Annotated in this window: 18 protein-coding genes; 8 read left to right on the top strand and 10 right to left on the bottom strand. The window is 61.8% G+C overall.

From position 1 onward, the window contains the following. Window positions 1-6 precede the first annotated feature (6 nt). The 3 genes from AB4Y87_RS09900 to AB4Y87_RS09890 are packed head-to-tail and all read right to left on the bottom strand — an operon-like array spanning window position 7 to window position 2,454. Window positions 7-1,092, bottom strand: coding sequence for an App1 family protein (locus AB4Y87_RS09900; RefSeq protein WP_442004173.1), 1,086 nt, complete (start codon window positions 1,090-1,092; stop codon window positions 7-9). Between the two features lie 30 nt (window positions 1,093-1,122). After that, window positions 1,123-1,416: a putative quinol monooxygenase gene (locus AB4Y87_RS09895; protein ID WP_442004172.1), complete on the bottom strand. Its 294-nt coding sequence runs from the start codon at window positions 1,414-1,416 to the stop codon at window positions 1,123-1,125. Between the two features lie 39 nt (window positions 1,417-1,455). Beyond that, the gene (locus AB4Y87_RS09890) at window positions 1,456-2,454 is read right to left on the bottom strand and encodes a LacI family DNA-binding transcriptional regulator (RefSeq protein ID WP_442004171.1); all 999 of its coding nucleotides are present in this window, start codon (window positions 2,452-2,454) and stop codon (window positions 1,456-1,458) included. 177 nt (window positions 2,455-2,631) lie between these two features. Here AB4Y87_RS09890 and AB4Y87_RS09885 point away from each other — a divergent pair, with 177 nt between their 5' ends. From AB4Y87_RS09885 to AB4Y87_RS09865, 5 genes are all read left to right on the top strand, one after another. Continuing rightward, window positions 2,632-3,744 (top strand): substrate-binding domain-containing protein, encoded by a 1,113-nt coding sequence (locus AB4Y87_RS09885; protein WP_442004170.1) that lies wholly within the window; start codon window positions 2,632-2,634, stop codon window positions 3,742-3,744. Between the two features lie 18 nt (window positions 3,745-3,762). Continuing rightward, entirely contained in the window at window positions 3,763-4,809 is a 1,047-nt protein-coding gene (locus tag AB4Y87_RS09880; protein WP_442004169.1) for an ABC transporter permease, read from the top strand. Further along, complete coding sequence (locus tag AB4Y87_RS09875) at window positions 4,806-5,600, top strand: ATP-binding cassette domain-containing protein (RefSeq protein WP_442004168.1); 795 nt, start codon at window positions 4,806-4,808, stop codon at window positions 5,598-5,600. Before AB4Y87_RS09880 ends, AB4Y87_RS09875 begins: the two co-directional genes overlap by 4 nt. Before the next feature lie 113 nt (window positions 5,601-5,713). Then, window positions 5,714-6,673, top strand: coding sequence for a carbohydrate kinase family protein (locus AB4Y87_RS09870; RefSeq protein WP_442004167.1), 960 nt, complete (start codon window positions 5,714-5,716; stop codon window positions 6,671-6,673). 322 nt (window positions 6,674-6,995) lie between these two features. Further along, window positions 6,996-8,345: an MFS transporter gene (locus AB4Y87_RS09865; protein ID WP_442004166.1), complete on the top strand. Its 1,350-nt coding sequence runs from the start codon at window positions 6,996-6,998 to the stop codon at window positions 8,343-8,345. Between the two features lie 2 nt (window positions 8,346-8,347). Here the strand turns inward: AB4Y87_RS09865 and AB4Y87_RS09860 are convergent, their stop codons facing one another. Beyond that, window positions 8,348-9,610, bottom strand: a complete 1,263-nt coding sequence (locus AB4Y87_RS09860) for an MFS transporter (protein ID WP_442004165.1) — start codon at window positions 9,608-9,610, stop codon at window positions 8,348-8,350. Further along, entirely contained in the window at window positions 9,607-9,981 is a 375-nt protein-coding gene (locus AB4Y87_RS09855) for a MarR family transcriptional regulator (RefSeq protein ID WP_442004343.1), read from the bottom strand. The genes AB4Y87_RS09860 and AB4Y87_RS09855 overlap by 4 nt, the downstream gene beginning before the upstream one ends. A 252-nt stretch (window positions 9,982-10,233) precedes the next feature. Between AB4Y87_RS09855 and AB4Y87_RS09850 the strand changes: the two genes are divergently transcribed. After that, a complete protein-coding gene (locus AB4Y87_RS09850) occupies window positions 10,234-10,836 on the top strand; it encodes a type IV toxin-antitoxin system AbiEi family antitoxin domain-containing protein (RefSeq protein ID WP_442004164.1) in 603 nt (200 codons plus the stop codon). After that, complete coding sequence (locus AB4Y87_RS09845) at window positions 10,833-11,708, top strand: nucleotidyl transferase AbiEii/AbiGii toxin family protein (RefSeq protein ID WP_442004163.1); 876 nt, start codon at window positions 10,833-10,835, stop codon at window positions 11,706-11,708. The genes AB4Y87_RS09850 and AB4Y87_RS09845 overlap by 4 nt, the downstream gene beginning before the upstream one ends. 62 nt (window positions 11,709-11,770) lie before the next feature. Here the strand turns inward: AB4Y87_RS09845 and AB4Y87_RS09840 are convergent, their stop codons facing one another. Together AB4Y87_RS09840 and AB4Y87_RS09835 are read right to left on the bottom strand one after the other, a co-directional pair. Then, on the bottom strand, window positions 11,771-12,700 hold the full coding sequence (locus AB4Y87_RS09840; protein ID WP_442004162.1) for an NADP-dependent oxidoreductase: 930 nt from the start codon (window positions 12,698-12,700) through the stop codon (window positions 11,771-11,773). A gap of 28 nt (window positions 12,701-12,728) precedes the next feature. Continuing rightward, window positions 12,729-13,304, bottom strand: coding sequence for a TetR/AcrR family transcriptional regulator (locus tag AB4Y87_RS09835; RefSeq protein WP_442004161.1), 576 nt, complete (start codon window positions 13,302-13,304; stop codon window positions 12,729-12,731). 97 nt (window positions 13,305-13,401) lie between these two features. Between AB4Y87_RS09835 and AB4Y87_RS09830 the strand changes: the two genes are divergently transcribed. Next, window positions 13,402-14,643 (top strand): MFS transporter, encoded by a 1,242-nt coding sequence (locus AB4Y87_RS09830; RefSeq protein ID WP_442004160.1) that lies wholly within the window; start codon window positions 13,402-13,404, stop codon window positions 14,641-14,643. Window positions 14,644-14,732: 89 nt separating this feature from the next. Here the strand turns inward: AB4Y87_RS09830 and AB4Y87_RS09825 are convergent, their stop codons facing one another. The 3 genes from AB4Y87_RS09825 to AB4Y87_RS09815 form a co-directional block, all read right to left on the bottom strand. Next, the gene (locus tag AB4Y87_RS09825; RefSeq protein ID WP_442004159.1) at window positions 14,733-16,022 is read right to left on the bottom strand and encodes an adenylosuccinate synthase; all 1,290 of its coding nucleotides are present in this window, start codon (window positions 16,020-16,022) and stop codon (window positions 14,733-14,735) included. Between the two features lie 203 nt (window positions 16,023-16,225). Continuing rightward, window positions 16,226-17,968: a choice-of-anchor G family protein gene (locus AB4Y87_RS09820; RefSeq protein ID WP_442004158.1), complete on the bottom strand. Its 1,743-nt coding sequence runs from the start codon at window positions 17,966-17,968 to the stop codon at window positions 16,226-16,228. Beyond that, window positions 17,965-18,699, bottom strand: coding sequence for a hypothetical protein (locus AB4Y87_RS09815; RefSeq protein ID WP_442004157.1), 735 nt, complete (start codon window positions 18,697-18,699; stop codon window positions 17,965-17,967). Before AB4Y87_RS09815 ends, AB4Y87_RS09820 begins: the two co-directional genes overlap by 4 nt. Window positions 18,700-18,703 lie beyond the last annotated feature (4 nt).

Below are 18,703 nucleotides of genomic sequence, written 5' to 3'. Positions count from 1 at the left end.
GCTACCTCAGTCGCCTTGCTCCGGCTCGTCCGCTGAGCGCACACTGCTCTGGATGATGCCGAGTTCCTCGAGCTGCGCTGACATCCCGGCACCGTCCGGAGCATAGATCCATGGGATTCCCGGCGTCGGTTGTCCCCCGGACTTTGACCTACCGCCGGCGAGCACCGCTTCGCCGACGGAGAGCTGCCGGATGGCGATCGCCCTGACGTTCTCCGGGTGGCGATGTGCGAATTCGGAATAGATGGCTTCGTCGTGCTGTCCGTCGTCGCCTACGAGCAGCCACTTGATGCGGGGGAACTCCTCTGCCAGGCGCTCCAGCGAAGTGCGCTTGTGCTCCCTGCCGCTGCGGAACCATCGATCCGGCGTCGGTCCCCAGTCGGTCAACAGCTTGGGCCCTGCGGGGTACAGATTGCGGGACAGGAACCGTGACAGTGTGGGCGCCACATTCCAGGCCCCGGTGGACAGGTAGAGCACCGGCGCCGTGGGTGCCGTCCTGGCGATCCTCTCGTAGAGGACTGCCATGCCCGGCGTCGGTGTCCTCGCATGCTCATTGAGAACGAACGTGTTCCAGGCCGCCAGGAACGGTCGGGGAAGGGCTGTCACCATCACGGTGTCGTCAATATCGGAAACCACACCGAAGTCTGCGTCGTCCGCCACGACTTCCACGGGAGCCTCGACGATTCCGGAACTCCTGGATTGCAGGGTGATCGTGTGCCAGCCGGGATCCAGGGCTGCTTCAATGCGGACATCGACGACGCCCCCACGGTCGGCTTCGACGTCATGGACTGTGCCTGCAATGGTCACCCGTACGGCTGCATGAGCGACGGGCGCACTAATGAAGTTCCGCCAGCCGCGCATGCTCTCCTGCAAGGGGTTGGCATGGCCGGCGGCGTCCCGGGGGTCGCTGCGAACAACCCTGGCCAGCACCCGGACCCAGGAAGTAGTGCCGTATCCGGTGTACGGGATGACCGTTTCCACTCGACCCCTCCGGATGGCGAGGCGCGTCTGGAACCTCAGCCACGCGTCGTCGAGCCTGACAGCCAAATGGTCGCTCTTGGACAAAGTGCGCGGTTTCTCAGGACGGGGAAACATGCGTCCAGTCTGGCATGGCCGGGCGGAAGGCTACGATACGGGCGTGAGCCAGGTGAGGACGGACCCGTCGCCTTCGATGTGATCAGCCAACTCCGCGTTGAACTTTCGGCCGTATTCTGCGCCAATGTGCTCCTGGAAGGCTTCCTCGTCGCGGTAGACCTCGAACACGAAATATTCCCGCGGATTGGTTTCCCGCGTGTAGGGCAGGAACGTAACGTTGCCTGGTTCCTGGCGCACGTGCCCTGCGAGTTCTGTCATCATTTCAGCGACCCTGGTTTCGCTGCCTTCCTTGACGGTGAATTCTGCGTACAAAGTTTTGGTCATGTCCGGTCCTTTGATCGATTGAATCGGGATTGCTTCTGGTTAGTTCTGGGGCAGTATCTCGCCGGAGCCCCTGGGGATGAGTTCCGTCGGGACGATATACGTCTGTGGTGAGCGATTGTCGCCGTCGATCCTTGCAAGGATCCGTTCTGCAGCGAGCTTTCCGATGCGTTCAGGGTGCTGGGCAACCACGGTTACTCCCGGCTCCATCATGTCGGCCAGGGTGAAGTCGTCAAATCCGACCAAAGCAACTTTGTGCTGCTCACCGAGGGATTTCAGCGCCCGCATGGCACCGAAAGTTACCAGGTTCTGACTGGAGAATATCGCGGTTGGCGGGTTCTCCGATGTGAGCAATTCGTGCGCAGCCTTGAGGGCCGTTTCCTCGTCGTGAAGATTCTCCCGGACCGCAACGGTGGAGGTGGCGATCCCGGACCTGCCGACCTCGTCCAGGAAACCTGCGCGGCGTTTCACGGCGGTCTGGATATCGGTCCGGTCCCCGAGGTAAGCCAATTTGGTGTGGCCATGCTTGATGAGATGCGCGGCTGCCGCCGCGGCACCCACCTCATTGTCCGTGACCACCGCATCTGCCTCGATACCCACAGGCTCACGGTCGATGAACACCAAAGGCAGATCACGGGAGTGTTCGGGGATCATGTAGGCCTGGCTCTTCGCGATCGTGGTCAGCACAAGACCATCCACGCGACGCCCCAGGAAAGCCGAAATCAACTTCCTTTCCCGGTCCGGGTCGTCATCCAGGCTCGAGGCGAAGACAGCAATTCCCCGCTCACCGAGGGCATCCTCCATCGCGCGGTGAATCTCACCGCTGAAGGGGTTGGACACGCTCGGAAGCAACAGTCCGATTGATTGGGTCTTGCGGCCGGACCGCTTCAGACTGCCGGCTGTGATGTCCAGGTGGTACTGGAGTTGCTCCGTTGCCCGCAGGACCCGCTGACGGGTTTCCTCCGAAACGCCTGGTTCGTCGTTCACCACCCTTGAGACCGTCTTGATGCCAACCCCGGCAAGATCAGCGACGTTTTTCATCGTGGGGGGCTTGCGCGCAGGGTCGGCTTGGTAACGATTAGACATCGTTGTCAACGAATTGCTCCTCAACTTCAATTAACACTTGACTGCACTGTGTGAGCTTGGTTACATGTTACCTGACAACGTTGTCATGGGGGAATCACTCGCCATGAGCAGCCACAAAAAACAGGAGTTTCAATGTTGAGTTCCAAAGCCTCGAGGTCGGCAAAGACCCGTCTTCTTGCCGCCGGCGCAGTCCTGACGCTGGGCGCACTAAGCCTGACTGCCTGCGGCGGCGGCTCCTCGCCGTCGTCTAGCGCGAGCAGTGACGAAAAGATCGGCGTTTCGTTGATCGTGAAGACCACCTCCAACCCGTTCTTTGTGTCGATGCAGGATGGCGCCAAGAAGGCTGCCGCGGCGGACGGCGTTGATCTCAAGCTTGCCGCAGGCAAGGCCGACGGCGACGAGGACACCCAGATCCAGGCCATTGAAAACGCGATCTCCAAGGGCGACAAGGGAATTCTCATCACCCCCAACGGCCCGTCCGTAGTGGATGCCCTGAAGAAGGCCAAGGACGCTGGCCTGTTCGTTATTGCCCTTGACACCCCGCCGGACCCGGCCGATGCCGCTGACATCACGTTTGCCACTGACAACTTTGCCGCCGGCGAGCTGATCGGCAAGTGGACTGCCCAGCAGTTGGCGGGCAAGAAAGCTGTGATCGCACTTGTGGACCTCTTCGATGACAAGGTGGTGTCCGTTGACTATAACCGTGACCAAGGCTTCCTGACCGGCCTGGGCATCGACACCGCCGATAAGAAGAAGAACGGCGACGAAGCCAAGACGGGCAAGTACACCGGCGGCAAGGGTGGCGAGTACGAAATCGTCGGCAGCCAGGCTTCCCAGGGCGCTGAAGATGGCGGACGTACCGCCATGGAGACCCTGCTGGCCAAGAACCCCAACATCAACGTCGTTTACACGATCAACGAGCCTGCTGCTGCCGGCGCGTTCGAAGCACTGAAATCCGCGGGCAAGGAAAAAGACGCCCTGATCGTCTCCGTTGACGGTGGCTGCTCAGGCGTAAACAACGTCAAGTCCGGTGTGATCGGTGCCACGGCACAGCAGTACCCGGTCAAGATGGCCGAGCTTGGTGTCAAGGCCATTGTTGACCTCGCAAAGACCGGCAAGAAGCCTGCCAACTCCGAGGGCCTGGACTTCTTCAACACCGGAGTGGAGCTCGTCACGGACAAGCCCGTAGACGGCGTGAAGAGCATCACCACCACCGACGCTTCCCAGATCTGCTGGGGCAAGTAAGTTCAGGAGCAACCTAAAGTGACCCAGCAACAGACCGCCGGCCCCCCGAGCGCGGGGCACGCTGACCTGGCCGAGGAATTCCTCGACCGCCAAACACCCCTCAGCAGAATCCGCAACATCCTCCACCGCTACCCCGCCCTCAGCCCGGCCATTGTCCTGCTGATCGCCGTGGTGGTCTTCGGACTCCTCAACGACCGCTTCCTTCGGGTAGAGAACCTTTCCCTGATTACCCAGCAGGTCGCCGTCGTTGGAACCCTGGCCATCGCTCAGACGCTCATCATCCTGACCGCCGGAATCGACCTTTCCGTCGGCGCAGTCATGATCCTGTCCTCGATGGTGATCGCGCAGATGGCTGTCGGCAGTGGTGTCCCAGGTCCACTGGCACTCATCGCAGGTTTGATCGTGGGACTTGCGTCAGGTGCACTGAACGGTTTCCTCGTGACACGTTTCCGGCTCCCGCCGTTCATCGTCACGCTGGGAACCCTGAACATCTTCATCGCCCTGACCCTGCTCTACTCCGGTGGCAGCACCGTCCGCGGATCCGCCATGCCTGGCGTGCTCACCTGGCTGGGAAGCACCTTCCCGATCGGGCCCGTCCGGATCTCCACCGGTGTCGTCATGATGCTCGTGCTCTACATCGTCGTCGCCTTCATCCTGGGCAAAACCGCCTGGGGACGGCACCTCTACGCCGTGGGCGATGACAAGGAAGCGGCCCGCCTGGCGGGCATTCCCGTCAACCGCGTCCTGATGAGTGTCTACCTGGCTGCAGGAGCCGTCCTTGCCGTCGGCGCCTGGATCCAGATCGGCCGTACCAACGCCGCAAGCCCCAATGCCGGCGTCGATCTGAACCTGGACTCCATCACCGCCGTCGTGATTGGCGGAACCAGCCTCTTCGGTGGCCGCGGCTCCATCTGGGGTTCCTTGCTCGGAGCGCTGATCGTCGGCGTCTTCCGCAATGGCCTCTCCCTCGCTGGCCTGGACGTGCTCTACCAGACCCTCGCGGTGGGCATCCTGATCATCATCGCCGTATCCGTCGATCAGTGGATCCGAAAGGTCAAGTCATGACCATGACTGAATTTACAGCCTCACACACCGAAACCCGCGAGCCCATCCTCAAAGCCAGGAACCTCGTGAAGACGTTCGGCCGCGTGGTTGGCCTCGACGGCGTCAACCTGGATCTCTACCCCGGCGAAGTCCTGGCCATCATCGGCGATAACGGTGCCGGTAAGTCCACGCTCATCAAGTGCCTCACCGGCGCCGAAGTTCCGGACACAGGAGAAATCTTCGTGTCCGGACAGCAGGTCCACTTCAAGCGGCCACAGGACGCCCGCGTCCACGGCATCGAAACGGTCTACCAAAACCTGGCCGTCTCGCCGGCCCTCGATGTCGCTTCGAACCTGTTCCTCGGCCGTGAAGAGCGCCTTCCCGGGCCCCTGGGGAGCATCTTCCGGATGCTCGATACCAAGGGCATGCGTAAAAAGGCCAAGGAAGAGCTGACCCGGTTGGGCATTTCCACCCTGCAGGACGTCACTGTGCCCGTGGAAAACCTTTCCGGCGGCCAGCGCCAGGCAGTCGCCGTCGCCCGTGCGGCGGCATTCGGATCCAAGGTGGTTGTTCTTGACGAACCGACGGCGGCACTTGGCGTTCGTGAATCCAACCAGGTACTGCAGTTGGTCCGCGACCTTCGCGACCGTGGCCTGCCCGTCATCCTGATCAGCCACAATATGCCCCACGTGTTCGATGTGGCAGACCGGATCCACATCCAGCGCCTGGGCAAATGCGCGGCCACCATCACACCGCAATCCCACACCATGACCGACGCCGTCGCCATCATGACAGGTGCTGCCAAAGCCTGACAGGCCGCACCTTCCGTGCCAACGGAACCCCCTTCTCCGTCCGCGGACCTGCCCACAGGTCCGCGGACGGATCCACACCCGGCCGTCCAGCCGGTACCGACGAAAGAACCGAGATGCATAAGCCTGCCCCGGGCACCTCCGCCCACGACCAGCTGGATGTTGTTGTTATCGGCGAAGCCCTGATCGACATCGTTAACACGCTCGAAGGAACCATCAGCTATCCAGGGGGATCGCCGGCGAACGTGGCCTACGGCCTTGGCCGGCTCGGCGTATCCACGGGGCTGCTCACAGCAATCGGCGAAGACGAACACGGTACCGCCATCGCCAACCACCTCCAGAGCGCAGGCGTCCGGCTTCTTCCTGGTTCAACGTCCCTTGAACGCACAGCCACCGCTACTGCCACGTTGGCGGCAGATGGCTCGGCCAGCTACGAGTTCGATATCGCCTGGGAACTGGCTCCAGTAGCGCCGGCCATGATCCCGAAAGTCCTGCACACCGGATCCATCGCCACATTCCTGGCCCCGGGAGCCTCCACTGTTCGCTCCCTTCTTGAGCAAGGCCACAAGTCGTGCCTGGTCACCTATGACCCCAATATCCGCCCCGCCCTCCTTGGTAGCCACGCCGAGGCAAAGACTATCTTCGAGGACCTGCTCCCGCTCACGGACGTGGTTAAACTCAGCGACGAAGATGCTCACTGGCTCTACCCGACGGCGTCTCCGGACGAGGTCACGTCCCGCCTGCTCGAGCAAGGGGCGCGCCTGGCCGTCATCACCATGGGCGCCGACGGCGCCCTCCTCGCAACGCAAAGCGCGAAGCTCAGCATCCCCTCCGTGAAAACCGAGGTTGCTGACACCATCGGCGCGGGCGACTCCTATATGTCCGCCCTCATCTTCGGCCTTTTGGCAGAGGGCGAAGAAGGATTTGCGCCGGGAGCACTGGAAACCATCGGAAAAACTGCCTCCATGGCCGCGGCCATCACGGTCAGCCGCTCCGGCGCCAACCCGCCCACCGTTTCAGAACTGCAGGCACGGCTGGGCATGTCCCTCAGTGCGAAACTTGCTGTTGCGCCTTAACCAGGGCCTTTCTCCGAATGGCCTGATTTCCTGATCAAATCACGACGGCGGCAGCTCGCCTTTCGGTTCCGACGAACCAACGGTTCTTTGGGTGCCGGGGCGACCTGCCGCCGTCGTGCGTTTTTCCGTTGCGTCTCCCTGAACAACTCTTCCGACAGCGATCCTTTGACGTATCGCAGGTCACATCGTATGATTAATGAATCGATTCAAGAGTGGGATCAACCACAGGTAACCTTCCTCATGCTGAATGAGCACCGCATTGTTCAGTCCTGGATTGGAAGAGTTTTTGTTCCTTGCCAACGACGACAAAGGAGTTCGGCGAATGACCGTCACGCACCGGAGGGATACCCCTTCAACCCAGGACGACACCATCGGCCGGAAGGACCCGAAGAAAGCCGCAATGAGCGGCTGGATCGGAAGCGCGCTGGAGTACTACGACTTCGCGCTCTATTCACTGGCCGCGACGCTGCTTTTCCCCACGATCTTCTTCCCCACGGAGAACCCCACCGTAGGCATCATCGCCTCCCTGGCCACCTATGCCGTGGGATACGTTTCCCGCCCGCTCGGCGCAGTGGTCCTGGGTGCTTACGGTGACAGGCATGGACGCAAGAGGGTCCTCGTCTTCGCGATGCTGCTCATGGGGTTCGCTACTTTCGCAGTGGGACTCCTGCCAACCTACGGGCAGGTGGGGCTTCTTGCGCCCGTCCTGCTGGTGATTCTCCGCTTGATCCAGGGCTTCGCGGTCGCTGGCGAACTCGGTGGTGCCAGCGCGATGATCGTAGAGCACTCCCCCGATGCAAGGCGCGGCTTCTTCGCTAGCTTCAGCCTTCAAGGCACGCAGGTGGGTTCGATCCTCGCCACTGCTGTCCTCATTCCGCTCGCCGCCCTCCTGCCTGATGATCAGTTCCATTCCTGGGGCTGGCGGGTGCCGTTCCTTCTCAGCGCCGTCGTGATTTTGGCCGGCTACATCATTCGCCGCCGCGTGCAGGAGCCCCCCGCCTACCTGGCGCAGTCGGAAGAGCCAAGCACCAAACGCCGCTTCCCCCTTGCAGACCTCCTGCGCACCCACCCGTGGGTCCTGGTCCGATGCGTTGCGATGACGTTCACGAACGTCATCGGCATGGCCACCCTGATCTTCGGCGTGTCCTTCGCTACCCAGAAGAGCTACGGCAACGGCTTCTCAAGCAGTGAATTCCTCTGGGTGACCATGGCAGCAAACGTAGCCGCAGTGGTAACTATCCCGTTGTTCGGGGCATTGTCAGACCGGATTGGCCGGCGGACACTCATGGTTGCAGGCGGCATAGCTGGCGGCTTGCTGACCATGGTGTACCTGTGGGCGATCGAACAGGGCAGCCTGCCGCTGATCTTCGTCTGCGTTGTCATCGTCCAGGGCATCCTGTTCCAGATGTGGAACGCCACTTTCGCCACGTTCTTCCAGGAGCAGTTCCCTATGCGGATGCGGGTGACGGGCTTCGCAGTTTCACAAAACATCGGCCTCATGATCGCCTCGTTCTTCCCGAGCTTGTTCACGGCCATCGCTCCCCCAGGATCTGCGAACATCCCCATGGTCATCGGCCTGACCACTCTGGGCATCTGCCTTGTCTCGGCGCTGGCCACCCTTTTGTCTTCGGATACCAAGGGAAAGACGCTGGAGGAGCTTGAGGTCCGCTAGCCTCAAGACACTTGGGTTGCCCGTCTCCGCAGCCATGCACTGCGCACATGTTCACGGAGCGTCTTCTGGCTTCGGCGGCTGACCAGGATCACGCAAGCGACGGCGGTCACCAAGACCACCACCCCGCCTGATGCGACAGCCCAGCGGGCCCCGAATTCCGTGCCGATCCAGCCCATAAGGGGTGCTCCAATTGCGGTCCCGCCTTGCAGGATGGCCAGGTACAGCGCGAGGACGCGTCCACGGAATTGGGGCTCAACGGACAACTGGATGGTGGTGTTGCAGCTGTTCAGGAACGTGATGGACGCCAGCCCTACTGGAACAAGTACTGCCGCATAAATCCAGAACGACGGCGAGATGCTCGCCAGGACGGTAAAAGCGCCGAGGCTCAGCGCGCCGCCCAGCATGAAACGGAGCCTCGGGCCGGACCTGCGGGCGGCAAGCAACGCACCCGCGAGCGTTCCCACGGCCATGATGGATCCCAGGAGGCCAAACGCCTCCGGCCCCATGCCAAACTCCGCCGTGGACATCAACGAATTCGTTACCTGGAAGTTCATACCAAAGGCGCCCAGGAGGCCCACCATCAGCAAAATGAGGACCAGGTCCGGGCGCTGACGCACGTACTGGAGGCCCTCGGTCAATTGGTGTTTGCCGCGGGCCACTGGCGTTGCTGGCTCCAGCTCCGATGCCTTAACCCGCCAGAGGGAAACGATGACGGCCACAAAGCTCGCGGCGTTGAGAAGGAACACCGGGCCCGTCCCGATCCATGCAATGAGCACACCGGCGATGGCCGGGCCGGTCAGCCTGGCACTGTTGAAGGACGCCGAGTTCAGGGCCACGGCATTGGAGAGCCTGTCAGGGCCAACAAGTTCTGACACGAACGCTTGCCGGGCCGGGCCGTCGATGGCCGCAGCCAACCCCAAGGCAAGGGCGGCGAGATAGACGTGCCACAACTGGGCAACACCCGTTGCCACCAGAAGGCCAACGATCAGCCCGCAGATTCCCATGGCCGTTTGCGTCCAGAGGAGGATCACGCGCTTGCGATAGCGGTCGGCCAGGACGCCCGCATACGGCCCGAGCAGGAGCATAGGCAGGAATTGCAAGGCCGTGGTGATGCCCACAGCCGTTCCGGAGTGATTGGTGAGGACCGTCAGGACCAGCCAGTCCTGGGCCACCCTCTGCATCCAGGTGCCGACGTTGGACACCAGTGCACCACCAGCCCAGAGCCGGTAATTGGGACTCTCGAGGGCACGGAACATGGCACTCACTTGCCGCTCATCTCCTGCATGATGTGTGCGGCCCGGCTGAGTGTCAGCCGATCCTCCTCGCTGAGTCCTGCTACCCGCTGGGCCAGCCAAGCAGTCCGTTGGCTGCGGGCCTCGGCCAGAACTTCCTGGCCAGCGGAAGTGATGCTGATGTGGACCTGCCTGCCGTCTTCGGGGTGGGCCTGCCGTGACACGAAGCCTTGCCCGGACAAGGCGTTCACGATCCGGGTCATCGACGGTGCCTGGACGTGCTCCAGCTCGGCCAATTCCCGCAGCGTCTGCGAACCGGAATTTAGGTGGGCGAGCACCGTGTACTGCCCGGGAGTAATAACCTCGCCAGTGGCTTCGATGCGCAGCCTGCGGGATGTCCGCATCACCGCGGTTCGAAGATCAATGGCAAGAACGTCAGCTTGAATCTCCGCCGGTCCGTCGTTAATAGCTGCGGTCACTGGGAGGCGCCTCCTGAGGTTGGCATAATAGTTAGCAGTGCTAATTAGCTCCGCTAACTATTATGCTCCTCGCCCGGCAGGCTGTCCACGCAATGGTGCAGCACAGCAGGAACGCTCGCTTAAGCTGCAATGGATCTTTTCTACGACACATAAACTTATCTGTCGTACAATTTATCCATGGTCTATCGCAGTCCGCTCATCGACAAGCTCCCCAAGGGCTCTCCCTTCACCGTCAATGAGGCCTCTAGATTGGGGGTACCAAAGGCGAGCTTGTATCGGCTCCGCGACTCGGGCGTTATCGATCAACTAGGACCAGGGCTGTACTTTTTGAGCCGGAGTCTCGATGCCGACTTGGATCTGCTTGAGGCTGCATATAAGGCGCCGTTAGCTACCATCTGCCTCAGCAGCGCACTTGCGAGGCACGGCCTCATCGACGAGATCCCTTCCACAATTGACTTGGCCCTACCGCGCGGTAAGACGCCTCCGAAAATCGCGGGACCAATCACTTGGCATCAGTTCGACAAAGCAACGTTCGATCTCGACCGCACCCTGGTCCCGATTGAAGGCGTGGAAGATGCCCGCATAGGCATCTATTCGGCCGAACGATCCATAGTTGACGCCTTCCGCCTTCGAGCCAGCGCCGGATATGAAACGGGCATCGAAGCCTTGAGAAATTGGCTCAAGCGCCCTGGATCACAACCGGCACGACTCATGGAGCTTTCCACGGCTATTCCTCGATCCAAAGGACCCCTTCGTGTGGCCATGGAGGTCCTTCTATGAGCTCCAGCGAGATCTACCGGCAACTGCAAGCCGTTGCGCGCAAAAGGGGTCGGCCATCGGAGGAGATTTTCGTCTTATACGCACTGGAGCGATTTCTTGCGCGGCTCAGCGACACCCGTCATGCTGGTGATTTCTGCCTCAAGGGCGGGGTCCTGCTCTCAGCTCATGCTCTTCGCCGACCCACGCGCGACATCGATATGCAGGCCCTCGACTTCCAACTCGACGTAACTCGTATCACCGAAGTGGTCAAAACGGTTTCCGACGTCGTCGTCGACGACGGCCTGGTTTTCAACACCGACGATCTGACGACCGAGCAGATTCGGGACGAGGATGAATACAGCGGTCTACGGGTGGCCCTACCTGCGACGTTGTATCGCGCAAATATCGTCATCAAACTCGACATCAGCACAGGCGACCCCATCTGGCCCGCGCCGGAGCTCATCAAAATTCCGTCACTGCTTTCCGGGTTCGTGAAGATGCAGGGCCATCCTCTCCTCACCGTAATTGCTGAGAAAACAGTGACGATGCTCCAGCGCGGAACGGCCAGCACCCGCTGGCGCGATCTACTCGATGTCGCACTCCTCTCTGAGCGATTCGAGTTCAAGGCTCGGGAGGTAAGGCAAGCGGCAATTCAAGTTGCTCAACATCGAGGCGTCGATCTCGCCCCACTCCGCGGCCTGCTCGGTGGCTACGGCCAGGATGGCAGGCAGGCAAAATGGGCGGCGTGGCGCCGGAAACTGAAGCTTGAGGAGATGTGCCAGCGCGACCTGGAGGCCCAGGTCGAACTTGTGCTGACGTTTATCGAGCCAGTCTTCAACGGCACGGCGGCCGATCACCACAGCTGGAACCCTGGCACGCGATCATGGTCCTAGGGGTCTGTCGCCCGTCAATCCACCGAGGTGACGCCCCGCCGTCGTGCGTGCAGCCATACTGATCAATCCTCGCCGCCCACCGTGAGCACAATCTTTCCGCGAGTGCGCCCTTCCATATTGAGCCGGAACGCATCCGCTGCTTTGGCCAAGGGAAGTGTGTCCGCCACCTCTACCCGGATCTTGTGTTCGTCCACCAGGTCAGCGAGCTGCTGCAGTTCGGCACCAACAGGATTTACCCACATCCAGGTTCCGCCATGTGCCTCCACCTCACTGTCTGCAATGGATGCATGCCGGCCTCCTTCAGACAGGACATCCAGCGTCGCCTCGAGGTTTCCACCCGCAAAGTCGGCCACTACGTCCACTCCGGCAGGACTCAGAGTACGCACGCGGTCGGACAGCCCCTCACCATATGCCACAGCTTCGGCTCCGAGGGACTTGAGGAATTCGTGGTTCCTTTCCGACGCGGTCGCGATGACCCGTGCGCCGAGCGCCACGGCGATCTGAACGCCGAGGGATCCGACACCGCCAGAACCGCCGTGGATCAAAACCGTCTCGCCCGCCTTGAGCCCTAGACGATTGAGCACCTGGAAAGCCGTGAGACCGGCCAAAGGAAGCCCGGCCGACTGGTTCCAATCCAGGGAGGTCGGCTTCCTGGCAAGAAGCCGCTCCGGGAGCGCAATGTATTCAGCAAAGCTGCCGCCGTGGACGTAATCCTTGCGGCCATAAGAGATAACTTCGTCGCCGGGCTTGAAATGCGGTGCGTCGATTCCCACAGAAGCGACCACTCCCGCTACATCCCAGCCGGGAATAGCCGGGAATTGCAGATCCATGAAGGAGTCCAGGTAGCCGGCCATAATCTTCCAGTCGACAGGATTCACCGATGCCGCCTTCACCTTCACCAGGACCATGCCCGGCCCCACTTTAGGCATTGGCTGCTCGGTCAGCTCAAGGACGTCCGGGTTTCCATACTCGCTATAGGTAATTGCCTTCATTCTTCGGACAACTACCCTCCCCGCGAGGCTATTCCGACGCGCGAGGTGAGTCGTGCAGAACTTTCGCGGCCAGCTCTTTGGCCCAGCCCACAGCTTCTGGCTGCGCATCGAGATTTGAATTCGATACAGCTCCGTCGTAGAGCAGCCGGAGCCGGGCGGCCACACCTGCCGGTTCAACAAAGCCTGCTTCTTCACAGAGGGAAAGCATCGCGTTTGAAAGCCAGTCCCGGAAGGCCCGGAGTGCCTCGGCCTCCACACTTCCGGGAAGTGCCTCTGCGCTGGCATTGGCAAAGGGACATCCCCTCCATCCGGGAGACGAGACCGTTTCCTGCAGGGCATCAAAGATGGCCAAGAGCTTGTCGACAGGATCATCCAAGCCCTGCTGGAACCTGGCTATGCGTTCGCGCCGTTGATGGTCGCGACCCTCCAGGTAGGCGGCAACGAGATCATCCTTGCCCGAAAAATTGTAGAAGAGCGAGCCCTTGGCTACGCCTGCCTCTTCGATAAGGCGGTCAATGCCAACAGTGTGGACACCCTCGGCATAAAACAACTTGTCTGCAGCATCGAGGAGACGCTGACGAGCCGGAAGTTTGGTGGAGGCCATGCACTAAGCATATCAGACAGATCTGTCTAAAATTTCTTGACTTTATTGAACCGACCTGTCTAACTGGGATTAGACCGTTCTGTCTAAGGAGCTTCACTTGTCCCGTACCTTGTCACCATCCCGGCCACCCCGCACGTTCCCGGCCAAAGCGGCTTTCCCCGGGCTAGCCGTGGTCTTCGCCGCATTCTTTTTCGCGGCAGGGGCACCCACGCCTTTGCTCTCGCTCCGGCAGCAGGAGTGGGGCTTTTCGGCGGCCACCCTTAGCCTCGCCTTCGCCATCTACGCAATAGGCCTGTTGGCAGCGCTGCTGGTGGGAGGCTCACTTTCGGATCATCTGGGCAGGCGCCCAGTCATGCTGATTGCCTTGTACACCGAGCTGATTTCCATGATCGCGTTCATGGTTGCATCCACCATTACCTGGATGATCATCGCGCGGGCCCTGCAAGGAATCGCCACCGGCATTGCAACAAGCGCCTTCAACGCAGCCATCGCCGAGCAAGCACCGTCACACCGCAAGAAACTCGCTGGCGGCCTTGCGGGTGCGTCGGTGGCTGGGGGTCTTGGCATCGGAGCCCTCGTAACGGGCGCCGCAGTTCAGTTCACAGCGGACGCCAACCTGCTCGTTTTCGCCATTCTCACGGGCGTCATGATCCTGGCCATCGTTTTTGTCAGCTTCACAGCAGAAACAACGCCAAAACGCCCCGGGGCAGCTCGATCCCTCACACCCCGGCTCAGTCTTCCCGCTGGCATCCGACGAGAATTTGCCGCGGGCATCCCGGTTCACATTGCGGGCTGGATGTTCCCTGCTTTCTTCCTAGGGCTCTTCCCCCCACTGCTCCGGCTGCACTTTGCACTGGATGGGGGACTGGTGGCAGGTTTCTCCGCATTTCTGGGTCCATTCTCCGCCGCCATTGCAGGGCTCTTGTTCGCCCGGCACCCTGCCCGGCATGGCTCCCTTGTTGGAGTGTCCCTCATCCTGCTGGGGATAGTGGCGGTCCTCCTGGGAGTCAGTGAAAAATGGCTTGCCGCCGTCTGGATCGGCGCCGTACTTGGCGGTCTCGGATTCGGCGGCTCCTTTGGAGGGCAGCTTCGCCTGATCGCACCCCATATCCAACCCCATCAACGCGCGGGAGTCTTCTCCGCCATCTATACGGCGGCGTATCTGGCGTTCAGCGTGCCGGTCATCATTGCTGGCCTACTCGCGCCCATCTGGGGACTTGTGCCCACACTGCAGGCCTACGGAGTGGTCATCATGGCTGCTGCCGCAGTGGGCATCATCGTCCAGGCAGCTAGGTTGAGGGCGGATGCTGCACAGAAGGCCGTCGCAGTCCTACCGTGACCAAAACGGCGTGACCAAAACGGCGGGCCACCCGCCGGTTCAACATGGAACCGGGGGTGACCCGCCGTCGTCGTAAATTGCGGTAAAACTTAGTCGTTGATCAGGTCGTGTACCACGATCGTCTGGTCCCGGTCGGGGCCGACGCCGATGGCCGAGAAGCGCGTGCCGGAGAGTTTTTCCAGGGCCAGCACGTAGTTGCGGGCGTTCTCCGGGAGGTCCTCCAGGGTGCGAGCCGCAGTGATGTCCTCGGTCCAGCCGTCGAAGTACTCGAAGATCGGCACCGCGTGGTGGAACTCGGTCTGCGTCATGGGCATTTCGTCGTGGCGAACGCCGTCGACGTCATAGGCTACGCAGACCGGGATCTGCTCGATGCCCGTGAGGACGTCCAGCTTGGTCACGAAGTAGTCCGTGAAGCCGTTGACGCGGGAAGCGTGGCGGGCCAGCACGGCGTCGTACCAACCGCAACGGCGGGGACGGCCGGTGTTTACACCGAACTCGCCACCGGTCTTCTGCAGGTACATACCCATTTCGTCGAACAGTTCAGTGGGGAACGGACCGGCGCCAACACGTGTGGTGTAAGCCTTGATGATGCCGATGGAACGGGAAATACGCGTGGGACCGATGCCCGAGCCGACGGACGCGCCACCCGCCGTCGGGTTGGATGAGGTGACGAACGGGTACGTGCCGTGGTCAACGTCCAGGAACGTTGCCTGGCCGCCTTCCATGAGCACAACTTTGCCCTCGTCCAACGCGTTGTTCAGCTCCAGCGTGCTGTCGATAACCAGCGGCCGCAGTCGCTCAGCGAAGGAGAGGAAGTAGTCCACGATCTCGTCCACCACGATGTCGCGGCGGTTGTAGACCTTGACCAGGAGTTCGTTCTTCTGGCGCAGCGAACCTTCCACCTTCTGGCGGAGGATCGATTCATCGAAGACGTCCTGGACGCGGATGCCCAGGCGGGCCACCTTGTCCATGTAAGCCGGACCGATGCCGCGGCCGGTAGTACCGATGGCGCGGCTGCCGAGGAAGCGCTCCGTGACCTTGTCCAAGACCTGGTGGTAAGGGGCGACGAGGTGCGCATTGGCCGAAACGCGCAGGCGGGAGGTGTCCGCGCCACGGGCCTCAAGGCCGTCGATTTCTTGGAAGAGTGCCTCGAGGTTCACCACGCAACCATTGCCAATAATGGGAATTGCGTTGGGGCTCAGAATGCCCGCGGGAAGGAGCTTCAGCTCATACTTCTCACCGCCAACCACCACGGTGTGCCCGGCGTTGTTGCCGCCGTTGGGCTTAACCACGTAGTCAACACGGCCACCGAGCAGATCGGTAGCTTTGCCTTTGCCTTCGTCGCCCCACTGGGCTCCGACGATCACGATAGCGGGCATGGGATCCTCCCCCATTCTTTCGGGCGAGACCAAGCCGGATGGCCAGGACTCGACGCCGTACATGAGAATGCCCCGACTTACCGGTGCAGCCTGCCGCGGACGGCAGCGTACGCAAGAGTTTCGGGGCTCTTACCAGCCAAGTTTAGCCGATGGCAACGGTTTCTCCGGTGTTTGGCCCCTGTTGGCATGGAGTTGTGGAGAAGTCAAGGAATCTTCAAGGCGGCAGGACCCGCCGAGGAACTGCCCAGGTGCAGGCTCAACAGACCCGCGCTGCCCACCAGTCCCACCCGTATCGCCGAAACCTTGTACTCGCCCACAGCGGCTGTGACGTCCGCCGGTTTGGTACCGGCCCAGCTTTGGTCCGGTTGGACGTTGACGTTAATGGCCACCAGCGTCCGGACTCCTGTCAGGACAGGCCCGACGGCGTTGATCACCGGGGTGATCACCAACTGCAGGTTCGTGCCCAGGGTTGGGATCAATCCGGCATTGAAGATGGTGGCATTCAGGACGTTCTTGACCACGCCGTTGCTGCCCGTGAGCAGGGCCGACCTGATGGGACTCAGCAGTCCAGTCACCTCACCTCCGAGGTCAAGCTCGATGACGTCGGCGGTCACCACGGGGGCCCCGGCGCTCCCGTCGAGGAACTGCCCCAAGGTGGACGGCCCCATCTTGACGCCGATGGTGGCCGCGTTGATGGTCGCCAGCTTCAAGGTGATGTTGGTGGTGGCGTTCAGCGTGATCGAGCGAAGCGCCGTGGTGAGCGCGGCGAGCACCCGGTTCTTCCACGAATCCAGCAAGGCCGTGACCCTGTTGGTCACCGCTGTAGTCATGGCCGCGTCCAGGACTACGGCGTGATTGGGTTCCATGCCGTTCAAACCGGTGGTGCTCCCGGCAAGCGAGGCGATGTTGACCTTGACCGTCCCTGTGCCGAGGTTGATGGTGACGATTCCGTCGCTGATGGACTCGGTCATCATCGCGGTCACCCCGGTCAGATCCGGGGCTGACAACGTTGCCGTAGTACTGATGGATCCGAGCGACAACGATCCCAGCAGCGGATTGATAAATGCGGAGATTCCATCAGAGATCCCTGTAGTCAACCCACCTGTTCCCAGCAACGCGTTCAGCTGCGCCGGCACAGCTCCCACCAGCGAAGCGCCCTGCGTGGACAACGTACCCACCGCCGGAATCGCCGCAGTCAGATCCAGCCCCGCAATCGCATATTGACGCTGAACCGTAGGGGTGGTGTCCAGCATCGGCCAGCCGTTGGTCATCACGCAGGCATCAAGCGCCGAAGATGACGCCACGGCTCCAACATCCAAGGTGACGCCTGCCAGGGATCCCGGGACAATGTTTCCCAGCGAAATACTGGCCGACTTTGGCGCAGTAGCCGCACCGTTCGCTGTGCCAGCCACGTCCACGGCACCGCTCTGATCGGACACCAGGCCCGACGCTCCCTGCGCCTGCCCGCTCTTCTGCGAGCGCGCCCACTGCGTGTACGTCCCCAACCCGCCAACCGGAGCGCCCAGTCCCAGCCCCACGGAAACTGGGCTGCTACCGAGGGCGGTGGCAGGGACTTTGGTGACGTAGGCATCCGTGGTGCCGGGCACGAGCACGGCGGAGACTGGCGTGGGTGAAGCTGAAGTGCCGTTGTTGACCACGCTCAGTCCTTGGACTCCCGCCACGGTGTCCAGGCGGGTGTTCAACACCGACCCGTAAAGCTGCCTGGCCCAGGCCTGGTTGGTGAACATCGTGTTGGTGCTGCAATCACCAGGGGAACTCACCCCCACGGAACTCTTCACCCATTCGCTGTCCGTCCAGGCAGCGGTGGTCAGACTGGTGGTGGCTGCCAACGTGATGGCTGAGACGGCTGCCACCAGGATTGAGCGGCTTGGCCTACTGAAAAATGCCCGGCGAAGAGAGTGGCTCAGGGAGCGCCGGGCGGTCATGCGCCCTGCTCCCGGGTTTCACGCGGACGCTTCAGCAACACCAGGACCGCCGTTCCAAGGATCAGCAGCCCGCTACCGGCAAACAATGCCGGAAGGGACATGGCCCCCGTGTTTCCCAGGGGCTCCTTGTTTCCGCCACCGGGCGTCGCTGGCAGCGAGGGCGCGCTTCCGCCGTCGTCGTCTCCCATGGCGGCGATCCCGATCCCCAAGGTGAGTGCGGCACCCTGGGGAGGAGCGGCGTCGGCGAGTCCTGAAAGAGTGAAACGCAGGTACGGCGACGTCCCTGCCCGGAGGTTGCTGAGCGGGACGCGGACACCCTGATCCCAGTCGCTGAGGCGGGTGGGCGCAATTCTGGACGTTGAACCTGCCGGGCAATCCAACTGCTGGTTGAGCCCGCTGTCGCCCTGCCACGGCGCTGCGCACTCGTCCACACTGATGGAGTAGCCACCCGCCGCGGCCAGCCCGCCGGTTGCCGTGAGCTGGAGGGCCGAGGTGGCTTCAGGCTTTTCCAAGGACAGTCCGATCTGCCAGACGAACGAATCACCGGGGGCCAGTTGCGGGAACTCCAGCGGGTAAACCGAGGATGAAAGCCACAGCAGCCCTGGCGTTCCGGTCTGGGGAACAGGGATGAGATTGTCGGCAGCCTGGGCGGGAACGGCGCAGGCCAAGGCGCTGACGACGGCGACACACACCGCCGCTGCGGGCCGCACCTTTCGGAACCGCTGCTTCACGGCT

The organism is Paenarthrobacter sp. RAF54_2, assembly GCF_052113945.1.
In the GTDB taxonomy this organism is placed as follows: domain Bacteria; phylum Actinomycetota; class Actinomycetes; order Actinomycetales; family Micrococcaceae; genus Arthrobacter.
This window is presented reverse-complemented; position numbering and strand designations above follow the sequence as displayed.

Excerpts from the sequence above, each read along its gene's own strand:
- AB4Y87_RS09900 (WP_442004173.1), bottom strand. The coding sequence starts at position 1,092 with ATGTTTCCCCGTCCTGAGAAACCGCGCACTTTGTCCAAGAGCGACCAT.
- AB4Y87_RS09895 (WP_442004172.1), bottom strand. The coding sequence starts at position 1,416 with ATGACCAAAACTTTGTACGCAGAATTCACCGTCAAGGAAGGCAGCGAA.
- AB4Y87_RS09890 (WP_442004171.1), bottom strand. The coding sequence starts at position 2,454 with ATGAAAAACGTCGCTGATCTTGCCGGGGTTGGCATCAAGACGGTCTCA.
- AB4Y87_RS09885 (WP_442004170.1), top strand. The coding sequence starts at position 2,632 with ATGTTGAGTTCCAAAGCCTCGAGGTCGGCAAAGACCCGTCTTCTTGCC.
- AB4Y87_RS09875 (WP_442004168.1), top strand. The coding sequence starts at position 4,806 with ATGACCATGACTGAATTTACAGCCTCACACACCGAAACCCGCGAGCCC.
- AB4Y87_RS09870 (WP_442004167.1), top strand. The coding sequence starts at position 5,714 with ATGCATAAGCCTGCCCCGGGCACCTCCGCCCACGACCAGCTGGATGTT.
- AB4Y87_RS09865 (WP_442004166.1), top strand. The coding sequence starts at position 6,996 with ATGACCGTCACGCACCGGAGGGATACCCCTTCAACCCAGGACGACACC.
- AB4Y87_RS09855 (WP_442004343.1), bottom strand. The coding sequence starts at position 9,981 with ATGCGGACATCCCGCAGGCTGCGCATCGAAGCCACTGGCGAGGTTATT.
- AB4Y87_RS09850 (WP_442004164.1), top strand. The coding sequence starts at position 10,234 with ATGGTCTATCGCAGTCCGCTCATCGACAAGCTCCCCAAGGGCTCTCCC.
- AB4Y87_RS09845 (WP_442004163.1), top strand. The coding sequence starts at position 10,833 with ATGAGCTCCAGCGAGATCTACCGGCAACTGCAAGCCGTTGCGCGCAAA.
- AB4Y87_RS09840 (WP_442004162.1), bottom strand. The coding sequence starts at position 12,700 with ATGAAGGCAATTACCTATAGCGAGTATGGAAACCCGGACGTCCTTGAG.
- AB4Y87_RS09835 (WP_442004161.1), bottom strand. The coding sequence starts at position 13,304 with ATGGCCTCCACCAAACTTCCGGCTCGTCAGCGTCTCCTCGATGCTGCA.
- AB4Y87_RS09825 (WP_442004159.1), bottom strand. The coding sequence starts at position 16,022 with ATGCCCGCTATCGTGATCGTCGGAGCCCAGTGGGGCGACGAAGGCAAA.
- AB4Y87_RS09820 (WP_442004158.1), bottom strand. The coding sequence starts at position 17,968 with ATGACCGCCCGGCGCTCCCTGAGCCACTCTCTTCGCCGGGCATTTTTC.